The sequence below is a fragment of the Acinetobacter sp. Li1LvA2 genome (genome assembly GCF_056156705.1).
This window is the reverse complement of the sequence record NZ_JBSICF010000006.1, coordinates 194038-211273: the sequence shown is the minus strand read 5'-3', so window position 1 is coordinate 211273 and position 17236 is coordinate 194038. Positions and strand designations below refer to the sequence as shown.

The following is a 17236-nucleotide window of genomic DNA, read 5'->3' as shown; positions in this document are numbered from 1 at the left end:
CCGAAAGAGCTATTTTTGATCAGAATTTATTTTAGTCTGACACCACGTTGGTATTCTTTTTAACACTACGCATGAGTGTTTCTAAGCATTCACGGTGATGACTTAAGCGGTGTTCAAGCAACTGAAAATCAACTTTAAGCTTGTGATCCATTCTATGAATCTTTTCAGCCATTGCTGCTTTTTTCGCTTGTAACTCTTGTTCTTTAAGTTTTGCCCAATCATTTAAAGTATGGGTAAATGCTTCGTATTCTTGTGCAATACGTTGTTTCATTTGACTAATGTCAGCATTTACATCATGACCATAGATAGCAAGATCTTGCTCGGCATATTTAAACTTCATCGCCAGTTCTGCTTTTTTAATATTAAAGCTTGGAATACGACGTAAATTTTTAGCTAAACCAAGTTTAGAACAAGACCAAATCAACCATTTTGTTGGGTCATATTGCCACCATTTCACACCGTTACGATAATCGTATTGGAAGATATGGTGATAGTTGTGGTAACCCTCGCCCCAAGTGGCGATAGCTAACCAGAAATTATCACGTGCCGAGTTTTCGTCTGTATAAGGACGTTTACCGAACATATGACAAAGTGAGTTAATAAAGAAAGTTACTTGATGGCTAATGATTAAGCGTAAGAGACCACCTATGAGGACTACACCCCATAAATCGCCAGTTGCCCAACCAATTAAACCTAAAATTCCAACATGAACTGCAACTACGAGTAAACCGTAGTATTTATGCTGGAACATAACCAATTTATCATTGAGCAAGTCAGGTGCATTTTTAAAGTCGGGCTCAGATGGCGAATGATCGCGGATCATCCAACCCATATGGGCATACCAAAAACCACGCTCAATTGAATATGGATCTTCATCGACATGATCAACATGTCTGTGGTGAGTACGGTGACCAGATGCCCAAAACAGAATACTGTTTTGTACGGCAAAAGTTCCACCGATCATTAAAAGAATTTTAAGCGGTAACGACGCTTCATAAGCTCGGTGAGCCCACAGGCGGTGATAACCAGCAGTAATCCCCATACTACTTAGAGCTAAAAGAAAAAATAAGCTTACCCATGCGCTTACACTAAAATCATAATAATACGCGTAAATCGGGATTATGATTGCGGCAAGAATTGGTAAACCAATTAAGGTAATGCTAGCGGTCCAGTTAATTGGGGCTTTGAGTGGGGCGGAAGTCATATCCGGCAGCGCTCCTAGAATCCTTGTCAGACAAGGTACAAAGACAAAACGACATAGCAAAACCAATCATCAAGATATATTGCTATTCTATCCTTCATATTAGCACGTGCTTAGTGAGAATCACTAGCATTATTGTACAGATGTATTGAAAGAACGGTAACAGAATTAAACTATGTCACAGAGTTTTTCAAGTAGGAGAAGTTGTTTAATGAACGTACAACGATTGAAAAAAAAGAACAGCATTGATATTGCAAGGAAATTATCATTGAAGTGTATCTTGGTCACAATCAGTCTTGTATTAGCCGCATGTCAAAGTGCACCCGATCAAAGTACAAAAAAAGTTCAAACAAAAAAAACAGTTCATCATGTTCAATCGCCTGTTGTAAAAAAGAGAGTGAGCCCTGATGGCATTCAAGATATTGATTGGCAGATTACTCAGATCAGTGGCCATAAGGCAAAATTCTTTACACAGTGGCCAACTCTCTCTTTAAATTCTGCTATCAAAACAGTATCAGGCCATACTGGATGTAACGCAGTTTTTGGTCGTTATACATTTGATTTTAGTCAGCAAAAACTTGACATGCAGGTAAATGCAGGACATTTAAGCTGTGATGGAGCTTTGGCTCAAGAGGCAGAACTGGTAGATGCTTTGCAACGTATTCAACGCTTCCAACTCGTAGGTAATACGCTATATCTGCTTGATCAGAGTGGACAACGCCTTATTCAGGCGCAAAAGAAATAAAAGGTGGTTTTACCACCTTTTTTATATTTATAGAGCTTGTAACATCGTGGTTGGAATATCTGTAATTAGCCCTTGTACATCTAAATCACGCAGCCTTTTTGCTCTTTCGACATCATTCACTGTCCAGACACTAATATTTAAGTTGGCCTGTTGTGAAAGCTGAATCATTTCATCTGTTGCGAGTTGATCGTGCCAGCCAATATGACAACAACCATATTGATGTGCGAGTTCAATTGCTGTTGCTCCAACTGGAAGTTCGACTAACAATCCACGTTTGAATTGAGAGTTTATATCGCGTAAGGCAGTTAGAATCTGAAGATCAAAACTTGTGATGGTGACGACTTTCTCAAAACCTTGTAATTCAGTCTCAAGCTTTTGAACAATTTTTTCTGCTAAAACCATGTCTCTTACAGCTTTCACTTCCACTTCAATATGATCGAAGTTATCAAGCAGGTTTAAAACGCCTGTGAGAGTGGGTGTTGGTTCTGAATTTGGCCAGTCAGGCCAGTTTTGACGATGATCAAATGATAATGCTTGAGCCAAATTAGAGTGCTCAACAATTTGGTTGACTCCGGCTGTACGTAAAAAATTATCATCATGGATCACGACCAACTCTTCGTCTTGAAGCTGACGAATATCAAATTCGACACCACGAATACCTAAATTTTTTATGTGCTGAAACCCACCTAGTGTATTTTCAGGAGCTTCTTTGCGTGCACCACGATGACCAATAATGCGCATAATTTTCTTCTATGAAATATTTTGACTATGGTCTCTTTAAAAAGAGCAGAGACCATGTTTAATCTAATCTATTTTTAAATAATCTCATTAATATTTTTTTGCCAAAGCACTTCTTGTCCACCTTCGGCACGTTGTAAAGCACGAGATGCAACAAACAACCAGTCAGATAGACGATTTAAAAGTTGGAGCGCCGTGGTTTGAATGTTTTGATCACGTGTTTGTACCGACAGGAGAGATCGTTCTGCGCGGCGACAAACGGCACGGGCTTGATGGGCATAACTACAAGTTAAAGAGCCTGATGGAAGAATAAACTCTTTAAGCATTGGTAAGTCTTCATTCATACGGTCAATTTCTTTTTCAAGAAACTCAATACAAACAGGCTCAAGTAAATTGTAGTTTGGAATACAAACCTCTCCACCTAAATCAAAAAGCCAATGCTGAACAAGGCTGAGACTTTTATCCCAATCGGCTTTGTTGGTCATTTGACTAGCTGTGATTTGAGCACGAAGTACCCCAATAATGGCATTGAGTTCATCGACATCACCAAGTGCTGCAATTCGTAAATCATCTTTAGCAACACGAGAGCCATCGCCTAAACCTGTTGTGCCTGAGTCGCCTGTGCGTGTATAGATTTTGCTTAAACGGTGTCCCATGATGGATATCCTGAACATAAAAAAGGGGATAATGTCGGTCAGAACATTACCCCGAAACTGGAGTTAAGAAAATATTTTTATAATTAAAGGGAGATATTAATAACGGAAAGTGACCCCAACAGAAGCTTGGCGGCCACCATTCACATACCAATTGCGTGAGTTGTAAACCGTTTTATATTCAGAATCACCCACATTTTCGATATTAGTAAATACTTTAACGTTTGGATTGATATTCCAGTAAGCATTTAAATCGATAGTAGCATAGCCTGGGACTTTTTGTGGATTAGCACTATTTTGAGCATTAGAGTTAGAGCGGGCGATAAGTGAAGCACTAACACCGTAAACAGTATTTTCTAAACCTGTAGTTAAGGTGAGGGTTTGCTTAGGACGATAAGCAATCTCTAAGCCAGTTTCTTTATTTTCGGTTTTTACATAGGCATATTCAGTTGATAAAAATAGATCATCTTGTTTCCATTTAAAACCAACCTCACCACCAGAAAATTGTGCTTTGTTTAGATTTTCATAAGTACTTGTCGTTGTATTGGTTGCAACATCAAAATTTGAATTTGATGCAATTAAATTTTTGACGTCTGTTTTATATGCCGATAAATATGCTGTTAATGCAGGAGTAAACTGATGATCTAAGCCAATTTCATATGAAGTACTTTCTTCTGGTTTTAGATTAGTATTGCCATAAGTATGATAAATTCCAAAAGAACCATAATCAGCTTCGCTGTGATAATACAATTCAGTAAGTGAAGGGGCTCTAAATGCTGTTCCGATATTTGCATAGATACTGGTTGACGGTAATACAAAATAACGAACAGCCCCTTGTCCTACATTATGTGTTCCAAATTTTTCATTATCTTCGAGGCGTACGCCTAATTGCGTGCTGATTTTATCAGTTTTATACTGGTGTTGTAGATAATAGCCGGTAGAATCAATATCTTGCTTTCCATTTAAAATAGAGGCATCTTGATACTCTGTATTATCAATGCTTGCGCCAACCAAGATATTTTGTGCCTGTGTAAATTGCCACTTAACATTTAAATCACCTTCATTGCGTTTAGTGTCAGCATGATAAGGTGATGATTCACGATACTCTTGTGTATCTTTAAAGTTAGAATATCTTGTATTGATAGTGATATTAGATGTCGGTTTGTATTCGACTCTGGTACTGACTAACTGATTGTCAAACTCACGTTTAGCTGTATTGCTTATGCCACCATTGTCTGAATAATTATTAGCGCCCTTATTTTGAGAAATTTCAACACTTGTATTTAAATTATTCTTATTGTCATAACCTAATTTTGCGCTATAACCTTTTTGATCATAGGCCGCTTTTAAATTGTCTGGTTGTGTGTTGAAAATATGTGTTCCATCACTTTCCATACTTTGCCCACGAATCTGAGCAAAGAATCCCGCATCACTGACTAAATCTGTTCCAATAATGGCCTTATACGTATTATCTTCACCATAAATACCTGTAAGGAATGCAGAATTTCTTTCAGGTGTAGATGTAATCATTTGGATTACACCACCAATCGCATCAGTACCATATTGAACTGATGCAGGGCCTTTTAAGATTTCAATTCGGTCAAGATTAGTTGTATCTAAAAGTTCAGGATAGATTGGGGAAAGAGTATTTGGAGTATTTAGACGCGCTCCATCTTTTAATAACAGTACATGATTTGGATTTGTACCACGAATCAAAAGATTAGTGCCTTGTCCAAGACCACCATTTTGTTTGATATAAATAGATGCATCTTTTTGTAAGATATTAGATAAATTTGAAATAGGATTTTTTTCAATTTCTTCTTTTGAAATCACTGAAATACGCGCTGGAACTTCACTGGCTTTTTCAGCACTTTTTGAGGCAGTGATTACAATTGGATCAAGCTGAGTTGCATTCGTTGTATCTTCAGCAAAAATAACAGGTGAAAACCCCATCGCAATAGCGATAGCCCCTACCAGACGAGTAGGTTGAAAAGACTTAGACATAACATGCTCCATACATTCACCCCACGTGAATGATCGGGTAGATAGATGAAACAAGTAGGTCTCCGGACTTCAGCGCCATATTTATGTTATGGACATATTCACCTTCCCACATTAATGCAGTGGTGTAAGTCGATATCGACTTAAAAAATATGCTTTACATTGTTACCGTTGCGGGGGCAGTGCCGGACTTTCACCAGCTTCCCTAAAGCATTAATTGCTTACACTTGCTTCCAATTTTACGCAGTATAAAGTGGCGATTTATTTCATACAATGTCATTTAGCCCAATTCCCAGAGAACTTTTACGCAAGGGGCAAAAATTGCATTACAATGGCGCTTATTTTAAGAAATGGTTGTAGTTTAGGCAGATCATGAGCCCATCAAACCAAAAACGTACACGCGCAAAAATCTGTGGAATTACTCGCATTCAAGATATTCAGGCAGTTGTTGCTGCTGGAGCAGATGCGATCGGTTTTGTTTTTTTTCCGCCAAGTCCTAGACATGTGACAGTTGCAGCGGTTCAAGAATTTACAAATGTAATTCCACCTTATGTACAAATGGTTGGTTTGTTTGTTAATGCAAGTGCCACTGAAATTCAGGATGTACTTGATTGTGTTCCCCTAGATGTATTACAACTACATGGCGATGAAACTCCTGAACAATGTCAGGAAATAGCTCGCCATTGTAAGCGTCGCTGGTATAAAGCGATTCAGGTTAAACCTGATTTAGATGTAATTGCTGAAATTCAAAAATATCAAGCGGCTGGTGCCAGTGCTGTATTGCTTGATGCGTGGCATCCTGAGCTTAAAGGGGGCACAGGGCATCAGTTTGACTGGTCTAAATTTCCAAAACTTGATATTCCTTTAATCTTGGCAGGTGGTTTAACCCCTGACAATGTCATTGACGCTATTCATACTACCGGTGCTTTTGCAGTAGATGTGAGCGGAGGCGTAGAGTCCGCAAAAGGTATAAAAGACCAACAACTCATTGAACGATTTATGCAAGGAGTCCAACGTGGATCAGCAAAACAATGTGATTGACTATACACAGTACCCAGATGCTGCAGGGCATTTCGGTATCCATGGCGGACGTTTTGTGTCAGAAACACTCATGGCGGCATTAGAAGATTTAGAAAATCTCTATTCTCGTATGAAAAATGATGAACAGTTTCTGGCAGAATTCGACCGCGATCTAGCCTACTATGTAGGTCGTCCTAGTCCACTTTATTATGCTGAGCGATGGTCAAAAGAGTTAGGTGGTGCGCAAATTTATCTTAAACGTGAAGACTTAAACCATACAGGCTCACACAAGGTAAATAACACGATTGGTCAAGCGTTATTGGCAAAGCTTTCGGGTAAAAAACGTATTATTGCTGAGACTGGTGCAGGGCAACATGGCGTAGCAACTGCAACAATTGCAGCACGTTTAGGTCTTGAATGTGTTGTTTATATGGGTGCTGAAGATGTTAAGCGCCAAGCCATGAACGTTTATCGTATGCGTTTATTGGGAGCGACTGTTGTACCTGTGCAAAGTGGTTCTAAAACATTGAAAGATGCCATGAACGAAGCAATGCGTGACTGGGTAACCAATGTTGATACGACGTACTATGTGATTGGTACAGTTGCAGGCCCACATCCATATCCTCAACTCGTTCGTGACTTCCAGTCGATTATTGGCCGTGAAGCACGCAAGCAGATCTTGGAGCAAGCAGGTCGCTTACCAGATGCATTAGTTGCATGCGTGGGTGGCGGTTCAAATGCAATGGGCTTGTTCTATCCATTCTTAAATGATGCCAATGTGAAAATGTATGGTGTTGAAGCTGCTGGTTTTGGTATTGAAACTGGTAAGCATTCTGCGCCGTTAAATGCAGGTCATGTGGGTGTATTGCATGGTAACCGTACTTACTTGATGAGTGATGAACAAGGTCAGATTATTGAGACACATAGTATCTCGGCGGGTCTTGACTATCCGGGTGTTGGTCCTGAACATAGCTTCTTGAAAGATATGAAGCGCGTAGAATACGTGCCGATTAATGATACAGAAGCTTTGCAAGGTTTCCGTGATTTAACCAAAATCGAAGGGATTATTCCTGCACTTGAAAGCTCACATGCGATGGCTTATGTCTCTAAGCTTGCGCCAACAATGTCTAAAGATCAGATTATTATTGCGACTGTTTCAGGCCGCGGTGATAAAGATTTAATGACTGTTGCACGCATTGATGGCGTAGAAATGGTCGAGATGTAAGAGAACTATAATGCCAAGCTTGTTTATGGTGATGTTGGGCGGGCGCCATGCCCGCGCTAATACAGAAGTTCATGATGTAGTCATGGCGGTAGGAGATACTTTAGAAGAAGTTTATCCTCAACTTAAACAGGCTTGGTTTGGTGAGGCTCAAGGATTACATATTGATGCTTGGGCCAAGCTTTCTGGTGTTAGCTCTCAAGGGCAAAATTATCAAATTCATTTTACAGATGCAGCACCCAAACCAGATGATTTAAAATTATATTTAATTAATCTGGGTGGATATGATGCGCGTGAATTCGGTGAGCTTCATCGTTATGAGTTTGTGGTTGCACCCAATGCGGTTGTTGCCAAACAATTAGGTAAACAATTTATAGATCGGCAGTGGCAAAAAGCACATACAGATCGAGTTATTGATATTGATGACTGCTTAGCGATAGATTGTGTAGCAGGGCGCTATATTCATTTAATAAAAGGCGATTTTGCTGCAACAATTTGGGAAAATACGTATTTGACTGTGGTATAGGTCATTTGAAATCTAATATTCATACGGAAGTGGGTAAATGGATTTAATTCAAGAAAATGGACAGCCTCGTTATGGGCGTTTTGAATCTGTACCGTCCACTATTCATGTACAACATTATATTTATAAAACGCCGTATGGTAAGGTCTTAAAAGGCTGGCGTAAGCAATTAAAATATAAAAAATTCAAATTCTGCGGTATTCAACATAAACACTATAGTATTGGTCTGGCCATTGCAGATATTGGCTGGGTTGGGCACGGTTTTTTCTATATTTATGATCATGAAACTCAGCAGGTCATTGAGTGGAATGCAATTCAGCCTTTGGGGCATAAAACCTATCTTGATGAACAGCCATTGTTTAATCAAAGCTATTTTTCTAAATCTCCTTATCAGTTTGATATTCAGCATGCCAATGGCGTGCGGTACATTCGAGTCACGAAATATGGTGAGATTCAACTTAGCGCTCGAATTTTTTGTGCTGGAACAGACATATTAAGTTTATGTACGCCGACAGGTATCAATGGTTGGACCTATACTCAAAAGCAGACCACGCTTGCTGTAGAGGGGATGTTTATTAATAAACAAAACCAAATCGTACAATTTGATGAAAAGACATTTGCATCGCTAGATGATACTTGTGGTTTTTTGCGACCTGAAACAGCTTGGTTCTGGCTTTCATGTAATTTCTGGGATGAGCAAGGGCGGCGTATTGGTTTAAATTTAGCTTCTGGTGTTAATGAAAGCTTTGGTAATGAAAATTGCTTATGGATTAACGGAGTTTTATTTCCACTGACTGATGTTTTATTTGAAAAAGTAAATGATGAGCTTTGGCAAATTAGCTCTCTAGATCAAAAACTTAATCTACAAGTGCATATTGGTTGGTGCCGATACGAAAATATTAATTTAAGAATGATCGGCAGCCAGTTCAATCAGTGGCAAGCTAAAATTAGCGGCACAATTGAGCATGAGGCAACCGATATCATCAATTGCAATGAACAATACGGCTTACTAGAACAACATTATGCAAAATGGTAACAAGCAGGTTATAAACCTGCTTGCCAGAATGCTTCACCAGCCGCAATCGGGTCATTAGTTTTTTCAAGTGTTTCAATCCAAACAGGATATTGACGAATGACCGGATGCTGACTTGGATGAAAATCTTTTTTAAACCAATCTAAATATTGGCTTTTCATAGCGGTTAATGTGCCATTTTTGCCAAAGAACCACGGTAAGCCTTTAAGGCTCATTAATAGTCTTTCTCTAGAACTAAAGCCATCACATTTCAACATGACATTGGTGCGATAAAGAGTAAAACCAAACATGAGTACTGTTGTAAGAACCAATACAAAACGACGAGTCGACTCAGGAACTTCGCCTACTTGTTTCATGACATCAAAAGCAACATCGCGGTGCTCCATCTCTTCAATGGCATGCCACGCAAACAGCGCTCGGACATAGGGGTGAGCATTTTCTAAAGTTTTTTTATTGCTATAAAACGTTTCTGCCATTAATGCAGTTAAATGTTCAGCTGCTGCCGTCATTGCAATATTGTATTGCGGTGAGCGTTTGGTGAGTTCAAAACGAAAAATTCTTTTCAGTGTAGCTGTGAATTGGTCAACAGGCATACCTTGCTCTTTCATGAGCTGATTCATTTTGTCATGCGCAATACCGTGTTGAGCTTCTTGTTTAATAAAGTCCGCAACTCGTTTTTGTAGTTCGGGGTCATCAATTTTGTCTCGGAACATACGAACACATTCGATAAAGTAACGCTCTCCATCCGGAAAGGTTAAGCTGAGCGCATCAAACATACGAGTCAAAAAAGGATCATTATTAAACCAAAAGCGAGGCGCTTCGTTTAAATGAAAATCTAGATCTTTACGAACCACTGGCTCGACTTGATAAGAAACATGTGCGTTCATATTTTATTTCTCGCATCTAACTTGTTTACTAGTATGTCGCGGCTGGTCGGCTTTGTTTTGACAGTTATTGCCAATTTTTATACAGTTTGCGACAAGATGGCAGTAAAAAAAGGATGAGCCATGCAAGATTTTACGATTTCAAATGGGTATTTTTACCTTTGGAATACTTACTTAAAAGAAAGAGAAATGGACTGGCAGGCATTAAATCTGACGGATGTTCAGGCCCGACAAGTTCAAAATATTTTAGCTTCGTCTATTGATGCTCAATCATCTTTAAATTTTTTTCTTGAGCTTTTAGAGCTAACCGAATCTCAGCTACAAGTTTCCAATTTAGCTTTGGAAATGGCCACTTGCATTACACCTGCCAATTTTGGAGTGTTGGGTTATATGGCATCCCGAAGTGGCAGTTTTGCAGAGGTTCTTGAATATATTATGAAGTTTCATCGTCTGGTAATTGACGGTGAGCAAGTAGTGCCTATGCAAATTGAGCAAGATGCTTCTAAAATTCGTTTGTATTGGCCATTGGTTAATGACAGCAATATCATACTTTGTGAACTGACCTTGGCAGCAATGGTACAGCTTGCTAAACAGATAGCCCCACTACATGATTTTCTCTTGCAACAAGTTGAGTTCGTGCACCGTGCGCGTGGTCCGTTAGTGCACTATCAGCGTTTCTTTCAATGCAAATTATCATTTGAAAAACCTTACTACGCATTAACTTTTGCAAGTGAGGGACTAAGTATTCGTCCTCAGCATGCAGACCCAACCTTAATGCAACTTTTAGTGAAACAGGCAGAAGAAGCATTAGCTCAGCGTAAAATACATACAGATTTAGCTCAGCAAATACATTGGATCGTCCATGAATATTTTAAGCAAAGGCAGCAGGCCCCTAAAATAGAAGATATTGCCACCGAGTTGAATATTTCAGTACGAAGCTTGCAGCGCCAGCTACAGTCATTAAACACTTCATTTAAATTAATTTTAGATGCAGAGCGTATGAAGCGCTGTGAGATATTACTTAACCAAAATGCCAGCCTCACTTTAATTGCTGAACAATTGGGATATTCGGACCAGTCAGCACTTGCACGTGCTCATAAAAATTTGACAGGACAAACCCTATTAGCAAGAAAAAGACAATTACAGCTAACAACTAAAAATGCAATAAAATAGCCTTTCTGTGGCGATTTTCTATTCAGATGACGATCTAATAATGGCTCGAAAATAGGAAGCTTTGATCATTGAGAAAAGTTTCAAAATATTGATAAATGTACGCCATGGGTTGTATGAATCATACAATCGAATATCGCCATAACGTTAGACCTGTTCAATGGACAAAAAATAGCGTTAAAATGCGATGTTCTTGTATTTCTACAAACAACTCCTCAATTTTAAATAATTCAAGGAAAGCACAACCCTATGTCACGTCTTGCCACTCGTTTTGAAAAGCTTAAGTCCCAACAACGTAAAGCGCTTGTATCTTATGTCATGGCGGGTGATCCACAACCGCAAGTAACAGTTCCGTTACTTCATAAAATGGTTGCAGCAGGAGTAGATGTCATTGAGCTTGGTTTACCATTTTCAGATCCAATGGCCGATGGTCCAGTAATTGCGCTTGCAGCTGAACGTGCGCTTGCGGCAGGGACTAACACATTAGATGCTCTTCATATGGTAAAGGAGTTCCGTGAACAGGATCAGGATACACCTGTTGTTTTAATGGGTTATCTGAATCCGGTTGAAGTGATTGGTTACGAGAAGTTTGTTTCTCATGCGAAAGAGTGCGGTGTAGATGGCTTATTACTGGTGGATTTACCGCCAGAAGAGTCAAAAGAGTTTGGTGCTGTGTTGAAGCAACATGATATGGATCAAATCTTCTTGCTCGCACCAACTTCTACAGACCAACGCATTCAGCATGTGGCAAATCAGGCAAGTGGATTTATCTACTATGTTTCACTTAAGGGTGTAACAGGAGCCGCAACACTAGATACGGCAGAAGCTGCTGCACGTATTCAAAAAATCAAAAATGCCACTGATATTCCAGTAGGTGTTGGTTTTGGTATTAGTGATGCTGCTTCAGCAAAAGCAATGGGTAGTGTTGCTGATGCGGTGATTGTAGGTAGTGCTTTCGTTAAAAATTTTGCAACGTTGGCAGCGGATGACGCTGTTGAACAGACGGTGAATAAAGTCAAGGAGCTTCGAGCAGCGCTCGATGAGTTAGTATGAATCAAGAAGTGAAATCAGGGAAAGTTCTTAGCCCTTCGACACCATGGACAAAACGTCCGGTTCCAGGTATTGAAGTCGCAAATGAGCAACAAATTCTCAAAGCAACATTTACTGAGCCAACGATTGAATGCCCTGAATGTCATGCTCTAGTGACACGTACAGCAATCTCTTTCAATGCGTATGTTTGTCCGCAGTGTGATGAACACTTACGTATGAAAGCTCGTGATCGTTTGAACTGGTTCTTCGACAATGTAGTAGTAGAATTAGGGCAAGAATTTAGCGCGAAAGATCCGTTAAAGTTTGTCGATACCAAGCCATATCCAGATCGTATGCGTGAAGCGCAAACCAAAACTGGTGAAACGGAAGCCTTAATTGCCATGCAAGGTAATTTAAATGGCGTAGATATGATTGCATGTGCTTTTGAGTTCGACTTTATGGGCGGCTCTATGGGTACAGTTGTAGGCGACCGTTTTGTTCAGGCTGCTGAACTTGCTATTGAAAAACGTCAACCATTGATCTGTTTCGCAGCTTCTGGTGGTGCACGTATGCAAGAAGGCATGCTGTCTCTTATGCAAATGGCACGTACTTCAGCGGCGATCCAAAAGTTAAAAGATGCAGGTTTACCTTATATCGTGGTGTTAACACATCCTGTATATGGCGGTGTAACAGCTTCTTTAGCAATGTTGGGTGATATTCATATTGCTGAACCTAAAGCGATGATTGGCTTTGCTGGTAAACGTGTAATTGAGCAGACTGTACGTGAAACTCTAGAAGAACCGTTCCAACGTGCTGAATATTTGCTTGATCATGGTGTAATCGATCAGATTGTTCATCGTCACGCTTTACGTGATACTGTATCTCGACTTGTATCGAAATTGATGAACTTACCTTGAACCAACAAGCTCCACTTTCAATAGACTCTTTAGATACATGGCTCAATTATTGGAGCCATGTTCACGTTACAGGGATAGATCTTGGTCTGGAACGTGTAATTCCTGTTGCAGAAAAGCTGGGTGTAACTCAGCCTACTGCTAAAGTTTTTACAGTAGCCGGAACGAATGGTAAAGGCTCAACTACAACCACACTGGCCGCGATATTAAACGCACAGGGTTATAAAGTTGGGTTATATCAGTCACCGCATATCTATCGCTTTAATGAGCGAGTCAAATTAGGTGGAGTTGAAGTCGATGATCAAAGTCTGATTGATGCTTTTGTTCAAGTCGATCAGGCTCGTCGCGATTGTGATTTAAGCTTATCTTTTTTTGAAGCAACCACTTTGGCTGCTTTTGTCATTTTTAAACAACAGCAATGTGATGTATGGGTGCTCGAAGTTGGTTTGGGTGGACGCTTAGATGTCGTCAATGTAATTGATCCCGACGTTGCAGTTATTACTAATATTGGCCTAGATCATACTGACTGGTTGGGCGATACTATCGAAAAAATTGCTTTTGAAAAAGCAGGCATTATTCGTCCAAACATTCCGGTTGTCTTTGCCGGTGAACAAATTCTACCTCAAGCAATCCAAGATAAAGCAGAAAGTACGCAAGCAGACTTATATACCGTTAATCGTGATTATTTTTATAAACTCGCCGATGATGGACAAAACTGGTACTTTGCCTCTGAAGGAACTACTTTAAAGCTTCCCTTAGGTCATTTAGCCATTGAAAATATTGCGGGAGCGGTTGCCGCTATTTTAAATAGTGGACTTGAAATTTCTCAGTCAGCATTAGAAAAAGGTATTCAATCTGCACGTTTAGCAGGACGTTTTGAGCAGCGTCAAGTGGAGGGGAAAACGGTAATTTTTGATGCCGGACACAATCCACATGGTGTTGAATTTTTGTTAAAGCAATTGCGAAATTTCTTAGAATACAATAAACAGTACACAGAAGTTGTCGCAGTATTTTCAATGCTGGCAGATAAAGATATAAAATCAGTAGTCGATTTATTGAAACCTACTGTTTTACATTGGAAAATTGCTGAGTTGAATGTGCCGCGTGCTGCACCGATTCAGCAACTCAATGATGCCTTGCAAGGCCAGACAGTACAACAATATGGCAATATCAAAGAGGCTTTTAAATCAGCGCTTGAGCAAACAAATAACAATCAGCTGATTTTGGCCTGTGGTTCGTTTCATACTTTAGAAGCGATTTGGGAGTATTTGGAAGAATGTCAATGAATAACAAACAACGCTGGATGGGTGGTGTTGTTTTACTGGGAGGTGGTGTTTTATTGGCAGCATTACTTCTAAAAGGAAATGAGGAAATAAAACAGGTTGAAGTTCAGCCACCCGCATCCACATCGCCAAAAACTCAAACTAAGCCAAAGCAAGCAACCGAAGGACAAATGGTACAACTACAGCCTCTAGCGGTTGATGTTGAAACAGAAAGGCGTTTGTTAGAAGAACAGCGCCGTTCGCGTGAAAAAGCGGTTGCTGAGCAAGAAGCACGTGCAGCTGAGTTTTTAGCAATGCAACAGCAAGCAGAAGCTGATGCTGCTCGTAAAGCCGCAGCAGAGTACGCTGCGATTAATGCACGTCGTACAGCTGCTCAAGAAAGTTCAGATAATATTCCACCAGAGTTAGTAGGTGAGGCGAAAGCTAAAAACCAGCAAGCTAATGTGGCAAATAAAACAACTGATACTTCAAAAATAGATGCAGACAAAAAAGCAGCTGAAGCAAAACGCCAAGCGGAAGCTGATAAGAAAGCAGCTGAAGCAAAACGTCAGGCAGAAGCTGATAAGAAAGCAACTGAAGCAAAGCGCCAAGCAGAAGCCGATAAAAAAGCAGCTGAAGCAAAACGTCAGGCAGAAGCTGACAAGAAAGCAGCTGAAGCAAAGCGTCAGGCAGAAGCCGATAAGAAAGCAACTGAAGCGAAACACAAAGCAGAAGCTGATAAGAAAACATCAGAGGCTAAGCGTAAAGCAGAAGCTGATAAAAAAGCTGAGGCTGAAAAAGCGCGTGAATTGCTGGAAAATGGTGATAAAAAGTGGATGGTGCAAGTTGCATTGGCTGCTAACCAAGCAAATGCAGATGCAGTTGTTTCTAAATTACGAGCTAAAGGCTATAAGGTAACTACGAGCCAAACTAGTAAGGGAATCCGTATTATGGTTGGACCTGCGAAAGACCGTGATACAGCAGATGCGGCCCGTAAGAAAATTACTTCTGATTCAAGTTTAAATATGAAATCGGCTTGGGTCATTGATTGGGTGCCATTAGATCAGCGTTAATCTGATCTAAGGTTTACTCAAGATGTAGTTAAGATGGATTCGACAATTGTTGTTGAATCCATTTTACATTTTCAGGGGTGAATAAACGGTCAATATTTTTCCAAATAATATGATAGCCATAACCACCTTGCTTCATTTCTTTAACCGCATCATCAATTGCCCAATTTTCAAAAATGATGCGATACATCGCAACGCTGGCGCCTGTACGGTCTGAACCATGGTAGCAGTGCAATAAAACACGTTGATTACTCTGTTTAGCAATTTTAATTTGCTGCATGACTTCTAATAAATCTTGTCGGTCGATTGCCCATGTGTTGATAGGAATATGCACAAGATTAAAATTTTCATTTTTAAAAACTAAAGTATCTGCATCTTTGGCCCTTAAATTAATAATTGTTCCAATTTGATGATTCTTTAATTCTGAAATCATTGCAGTACTTGGTTGTTCACTGCGAAAAACATCATTACTAATTTGATAAAAGTTATGGTTCTGAGAGACTAAAGTGCCCCAGTCTTTTGGTCGTTGCTCATGAGCGATACTTTCATGCTGCATACATCCTTGTAAATTTATACAGATGAGAAGTGTGATGAGCGATAATTTTTTCATGTTTGATACCGATTAAGCTCATAAGGATCATGAGCACAAATTATTTCAATCGTTGGCTCATGTTGAGCTAAATGCTGTAAGCGTTTGAGATTAACAAGGCGTTGCTCATTATCTTCTGCAAATGTTTTTTCCAGCACACTGAGTGATCTTAATTTATTTTTAGGGTTTAACTCTAGATGTGAGTAGTAAGCATCTCCACAAAATAATAACCATTGATTTTGTTGCTTTATCGCAATACCACAATGACCAGCTGAATGCCCCAATAGAGGCACCATTAAAATTTCATCTTGGAACAGAGGGAAGCCTTTTACTTTTTCGAGGTTAAACCAAGCTTCACCTTGCTGATATTCAACAAAGTTCCAGTAGCGATGATCTTTATATTGATTGGTTCTATAACGAAGTTTGCCCTTAAAATTTGGAAGTTGGGCTGCGTTATATTCTGCAGCTAAAACATGCACAGTGGCATGTGGAAAATCTGAAATTCCGCCTGCATGATCAAAATCAAGATGAGTGACAAAGATGTGTTGTACATCCTTTGGATTAAACCCGAGCTTTTGAATTTGCTGAATAGCACTAAACTCAAGGTTAGGCTCAATTTTACCTAAACGTTTAACTAATGAGCCTAGGCGTTGTTTCATATGTAAATAATCTTGCAAGCCAAAGCCTGTATCAATAAGCACTAAGCCTCGATCAGTTTCAACCAGAAGGCAATGGCAGACGACTTCAGCCCGAAAGCCTTTTTGTCCAAAGAGTGGGGCACAAACTGGGCACATGCTGCCACACTTTAAATGATGAATTTTATAGATCATGATTTTTATTTTTTATACCGAATCGCTTCGAGTTATAACTGATCTGAGCAGTAAAAACCATGTGTATTCAATACATAAATAAAAAAAGCCATCGCGTTAGATGACTTTTTAAGGGTGGAATATTTACTTATTTTGCTTAAGATTTACTATGGGGTTGGCTTGTTCAAAATCTTCTGATGGCTGCCTACGCGCTTCGCTTGTCTTGCAGAGAATCTTTCAGATGCTTGCCTACGCGCTTTGCTTGTCTTGTAGAGAACTTTTCAGATGTTTGCCTACGCACTTCGTTTGTCTTGTAGGGAGTCTTTCAGATGCCTGCCTACGCGCGCTTCGCTTGTCTTGCGCTTCGATTAAA

17 protein-coding genes and 1 riboswitch are annotated in these 17236 nt (G+C 39.8%); of the genes, 10 read left to right on the top strand and 7 right to left on the bottom strand.

The window, feature by feature from the left end; genetic code table 11:
- Positions 1-31: 31 nt before the first annotated feature.
- Complete coding sequence (locus ACS604_RS13575) at positions 32-1204, bottom strand: acyl-CoA desaturase (protein ID WP_004789144.1); 1173 nt, start codon at positions 1202-1204, stop codon at positions 32-34.
- 208 nt (positions 1205-1412) lie between these two features.
- Between ACS604_RS13575 and ACS604_RS13570 the strand changes: the two genes are divergently transcribed.
- A complete protein-coding gene (locus ACS604_RS13570) occupies positions 1413-1946 on the top strand; it encodes an META domain-containing protein (protein ID WP_440202843.1) in 534 nt (177 codons plus the stop codon).
- Between the two features lie 27 nt (positions 1947-1973).
- Here the strand turns inward: ACS604_RS13570 and ACS604_RS13565 are convergent, their stop codons facing one another.
- The 3 genes from ACS604_RS13565 to ACS604_RS13555 all read right to left on the bottom strand — a co-directional run bounded on the left by ACS604_RS13565 (position 1974) and on the right by ACS604_RS13555 (position 5353).
- Positions 1974-2687, bottom strand: coding sequence for a glycerophosphodiester phosphodiesterase (locus tag ACS604_RS13565; protein WP_474771966.1), 714 nt, complete (start codon positions 2685-2687; stop codon positions 1974-1976).
- Positions 2688-2761: 74 nt separating this feature from the next.
- Complete coding sequence (locus tag ACS604_RS13560; RefSeq protein WP_474771965.1) at positions 2762-3340, bottom strand: cob(I)yrinic acid a,c-diamide adenosyltransferase; 579 nt, start codon at positions 3338-3340, stop codon at positions 2762-2764.
- Between the two features lie 96 nt (positions 3341-3436).
- A complete protein-coding gene (locus ACS604_RS13555; protein WP_474771964.1) occupies positions 3437-5353 on the bottom strand; it encodes a TonB-dependent receptor plug domain-containing protein in 1917 nt (638 codons plus the stop codon).
- A gap of 24 nt (positions 5354-5377) precedes the next feature.
- Positions 5378-5584, bottom strand: a riboswitch (cobalamin riboswitch).
- Between the two features lie 126 nt (positions 5585-5710).
- Here ACS604_RS13555 and ACS604_RS13550 point away from each other — a divergent pair.
- The 4 genes from ACS604_RS13550 to ACS604_RS13535 are packed head-to-tail and all read left to right on the top strand — an operon-like array spanning position 5711 to position 9139.
- A complete protein-coding gene (locus ACS604_RS13550) occupies positions 5711-6379 on the top strand; it encodes a phosphoribosylanthranilate isomerase (protein WP_474771963.1) in 669 nt (222 codons plus the stop codon).
- Positions 6354-7583, top strand: coding sequence for a tryptophan synthase subunit beta (gene trpB, locus ACS604_RS13545; RefSeq protein ID WP_002116129.1), 1230 nt, complete (start codon positions 6354-6356; stop codon positions 7581-7583). The genes ACS604_RS13550 and trpB overlap by 26 nt, the downstream gene beginning before the upstream one ends.
- A 10-nt stretch (positions 7584-7593) precedes the next feature.
- Positions 7594-8106: a DUF1543 domain-containing protein gene (locus tag ACS604_RS13540; protein ID WP_174739543.1), complete on the top strand. Its 513-nt coding sequence runs from the start codon at positions 7594-7596 to the stop codon at positions 8104-8106.
- Between the two features lie 37 nt (positions 8107-8143).
- Entirely contained in the window at positions 8144-9139 is a 996-nt protein-coding gene (locus ACS604_RS13535; RefSeq protein WP_039762898.1) for a DUF2804 domain-containing protein, read from the top strand.
- A gap of 8 nt (positions 9140-9147) precedes the next feature.
- Here the strand turns inward: ACS604_RS13535 and ACS604_RS13530 are convergent, their stop codons facing one another.
- The gene (locus ACS604_RS13530; RefSeq protein WP_174739547.1) at positions 9148-10023 is read right to left on the bottom strand and encodes a metal-dependent hydrolase; all 876 of its coding nucleotides are present in this window, start codon (positions 10021-10023) and stop codon (positions 9148-9150) included.
- A gap of 120 nt (positions 10024-10143) precedes the next feature.
- On the opposite strand from ACS604_RS13530, the gene ACS604_RS13525 reads away from it, so the two are divergent.
- From ACS604_RS13525 to ACS604_RS13505, 5 genes are all read left to right on the top strand, one after another.
- Positions 10144-11193, top strand: coding sequence for an AraC family transcriptional regulator (locus ACS604_RS13525; protein WP_474771962.1), 1050 nt, complete (start codon positions 10144-10146; stop codon positions 11191-11193).
- A 246-nt stretch (positions 11194-11439) separates the two neighbouring features.
- Positions 11440-12243 (top strand): tryptophan synthase subunit alpha, encoded by an 804-nt coding sequence (gene trpA, locus ACS604_RS13520; protein ID WP_474771961.1) that lies wholly within the window; start codon positions 11440-11442, stop codon positions 12241-12243.
- Positions 12240-13136: an acetyl-CoA carboxylase, carboxyltransferase subunit beta gene (gene accD / locus ACS604_RS13515; protein ID WP_004789171.1), complete on the top strand. Its 897-nt coding sequence runs from the start codon at positions 12240-12242 to the stop codon at positions 13134-13136. Before trpA ends, accD begins: the two co-directional genes overlap by 4 nt.
- Positions 13133-14419, top strand: coding sequence for a bifunctional tetrahydrofolate synthase/dihydrofolate synthase (gene folC / locus ACS604_RS13510; protein WP_174744196.1), 1287 nt, complete (start codon positions 13133-13135; stop codon positions 14417-14419). The genes accD and folC overlap by 4 nt, the downstream gene beginning before the upstream one ends.
- Entirely contained in the window at positions 14410-15468 is a 1059-nt protein-coding gene (locus ACS604_RS13505; protein WP_474771960.1) for an SPOR domain-containing protein, read from the top strand. Before folC ends, ACS604_RS13505 begins: the two co-directional genes overlap by 10 nt.
- A gap of 28 nt (positions 15469-15496) precedes the next feature.
- Here ACS604_RS13505 and ACS604_RS13500 read toward each other — a convergent pair whose 3' ends face one another.
- Together ACS604_RS13500 and ACS604_RS13495 are read right to left on the bottom strand one after the other, a co-directional pair.
- Positions 15497-16075 (bottom strand): dual specificity protein phosphatase family protein, encoded by a 579-nt coding sequence (locus ACS604_RS13500; RefSeq protein ID WP_474771959.1) that lies wholly within the window; start codon positions 16073-16075, stop codon positions 15497-15499.
- Positions 16072-16884, bottom strand: coding sequence for an MBL fold metallo-hydrolase (locus tag ACS604_RS13495; RefSeq protein ID WP_212771777.1), 813 nt, complete (start codon positions 16882-16884; stop codon positions 16072-16074). Before ACS604_RS13495 ends, ACS604_RS13500 begins: the two co-directional genes overlap by 4 nt.
- Positions 16885-17236: the final 352 nt, after the last annotated feature.

Excerpts from the sequence above, each read along its gene's own strand:
- ACS604_RS13575 (WP_004789144.1), bottom strand. The coding sequence starts at position 1,204 with ATGACTTCCGCCCCACTCAAAGCCCCAATTAACTGGACCGCTAGCATT.
- ACS604_RS13570 (WP_440202843.1), top strand. The coding sequence starts at position 1,413 with ATGAACGTACAACGATTGAAAAAAAAGAACAGCATTGATATTGCAAGG.
- ACS604_RS13565 (WP_474771966.1), bottom strand. The coding sequence starts at position 2,687 with ATGCGCATTATTGGTCATCGTGGTGCACGCAAAGAAGCTCCTGAAAAT.
- ACS604_RS13560 (WP_474771965.1), bottom strand. The coding sequence starts at position 3,340 with ATGGGACACCGTTTAAGCAAAATCTATACACGCACAGGCGACTCAGGC.
- ACS604_RS13555 (WP_474771964.1), bottom strand. The coding sequence starts at position 5,353 with ATGGAGCATGTTATGTCTAAGTCTTTTCAACCTACTCGTCTGGTAGGG.
- ACS604_RS13550 (WP_474771963.1), top strand. The coding sequence starts at position 5,711 with ATGAGCCCATCAAACCAAAAACGTACACGCGCAAAAATCTGTGGAATT.
- ACS604_RS13540 (WP_174739543.1), top strand. The coding sequence starts at position 7,594 with ATGCCAAGCTTGTTTATGGTGATGTTGGGCGGGCGCCATGCCCGCGCT.
- ACS604_RS13535 (WP_039762898.1), top strand. The coding sequence starts at position 8,144 with ATGGATTTAATTCAAGAAAATGGACAGCCTCGTTATGGGCGTTTTGAA.
- ACS604_RS13530 (WP_174739547.1), bottom strand. The coding sequence starts at position 10,023 with ATGAACGCACATGTTTCTTATCAAGTCGAGCCAGTGGTTCGTAAAGAT.
- ACS604_RS13525 (WP_474771962.1), top strand. The coding sequence starts at position 10,144 with ATGCAAGATTTTACGATTTCAAATGGGTATTTTTACCTTTGGAATACT.
- trpA (WP_474771961.1), top strand. The coding sequence starts at position 11,440 with ATGTCACGTCTTGCCACTCGTTTTGAAAAGCTTAAGTCCCAACAACGT.
- accD (WP_004789171.1), top strand. The coding sequence starts at position 12,240 with ATGAATCAAGAAGTGAAATCAGGGAAAGTTCTTAGCCCTTCGACACCA.
- ACS604_RS13505 (WP_474771960.1), top strand. The coding sequence starts at position 14,410 with ATGTCAATGAATAACAAACAACGCTGGATGGGTGGTGTTGTTTTACTG.
- ACS604_RS13500 (WP_474771959.1), bottom strand. The coding sequence starts at position 16,075 with ATGAAAAAATTATCGCTCATCACACTTCTCATCTGTATAAATTTACAA.
- ACS604_RS13495 (WP_212771777.1), bottom strand. The coding sequence starts at position 16,884 with ATGATCTATAAAATTCATCATTTAAAGTGTGGCAGCATGTGCCCAGTT.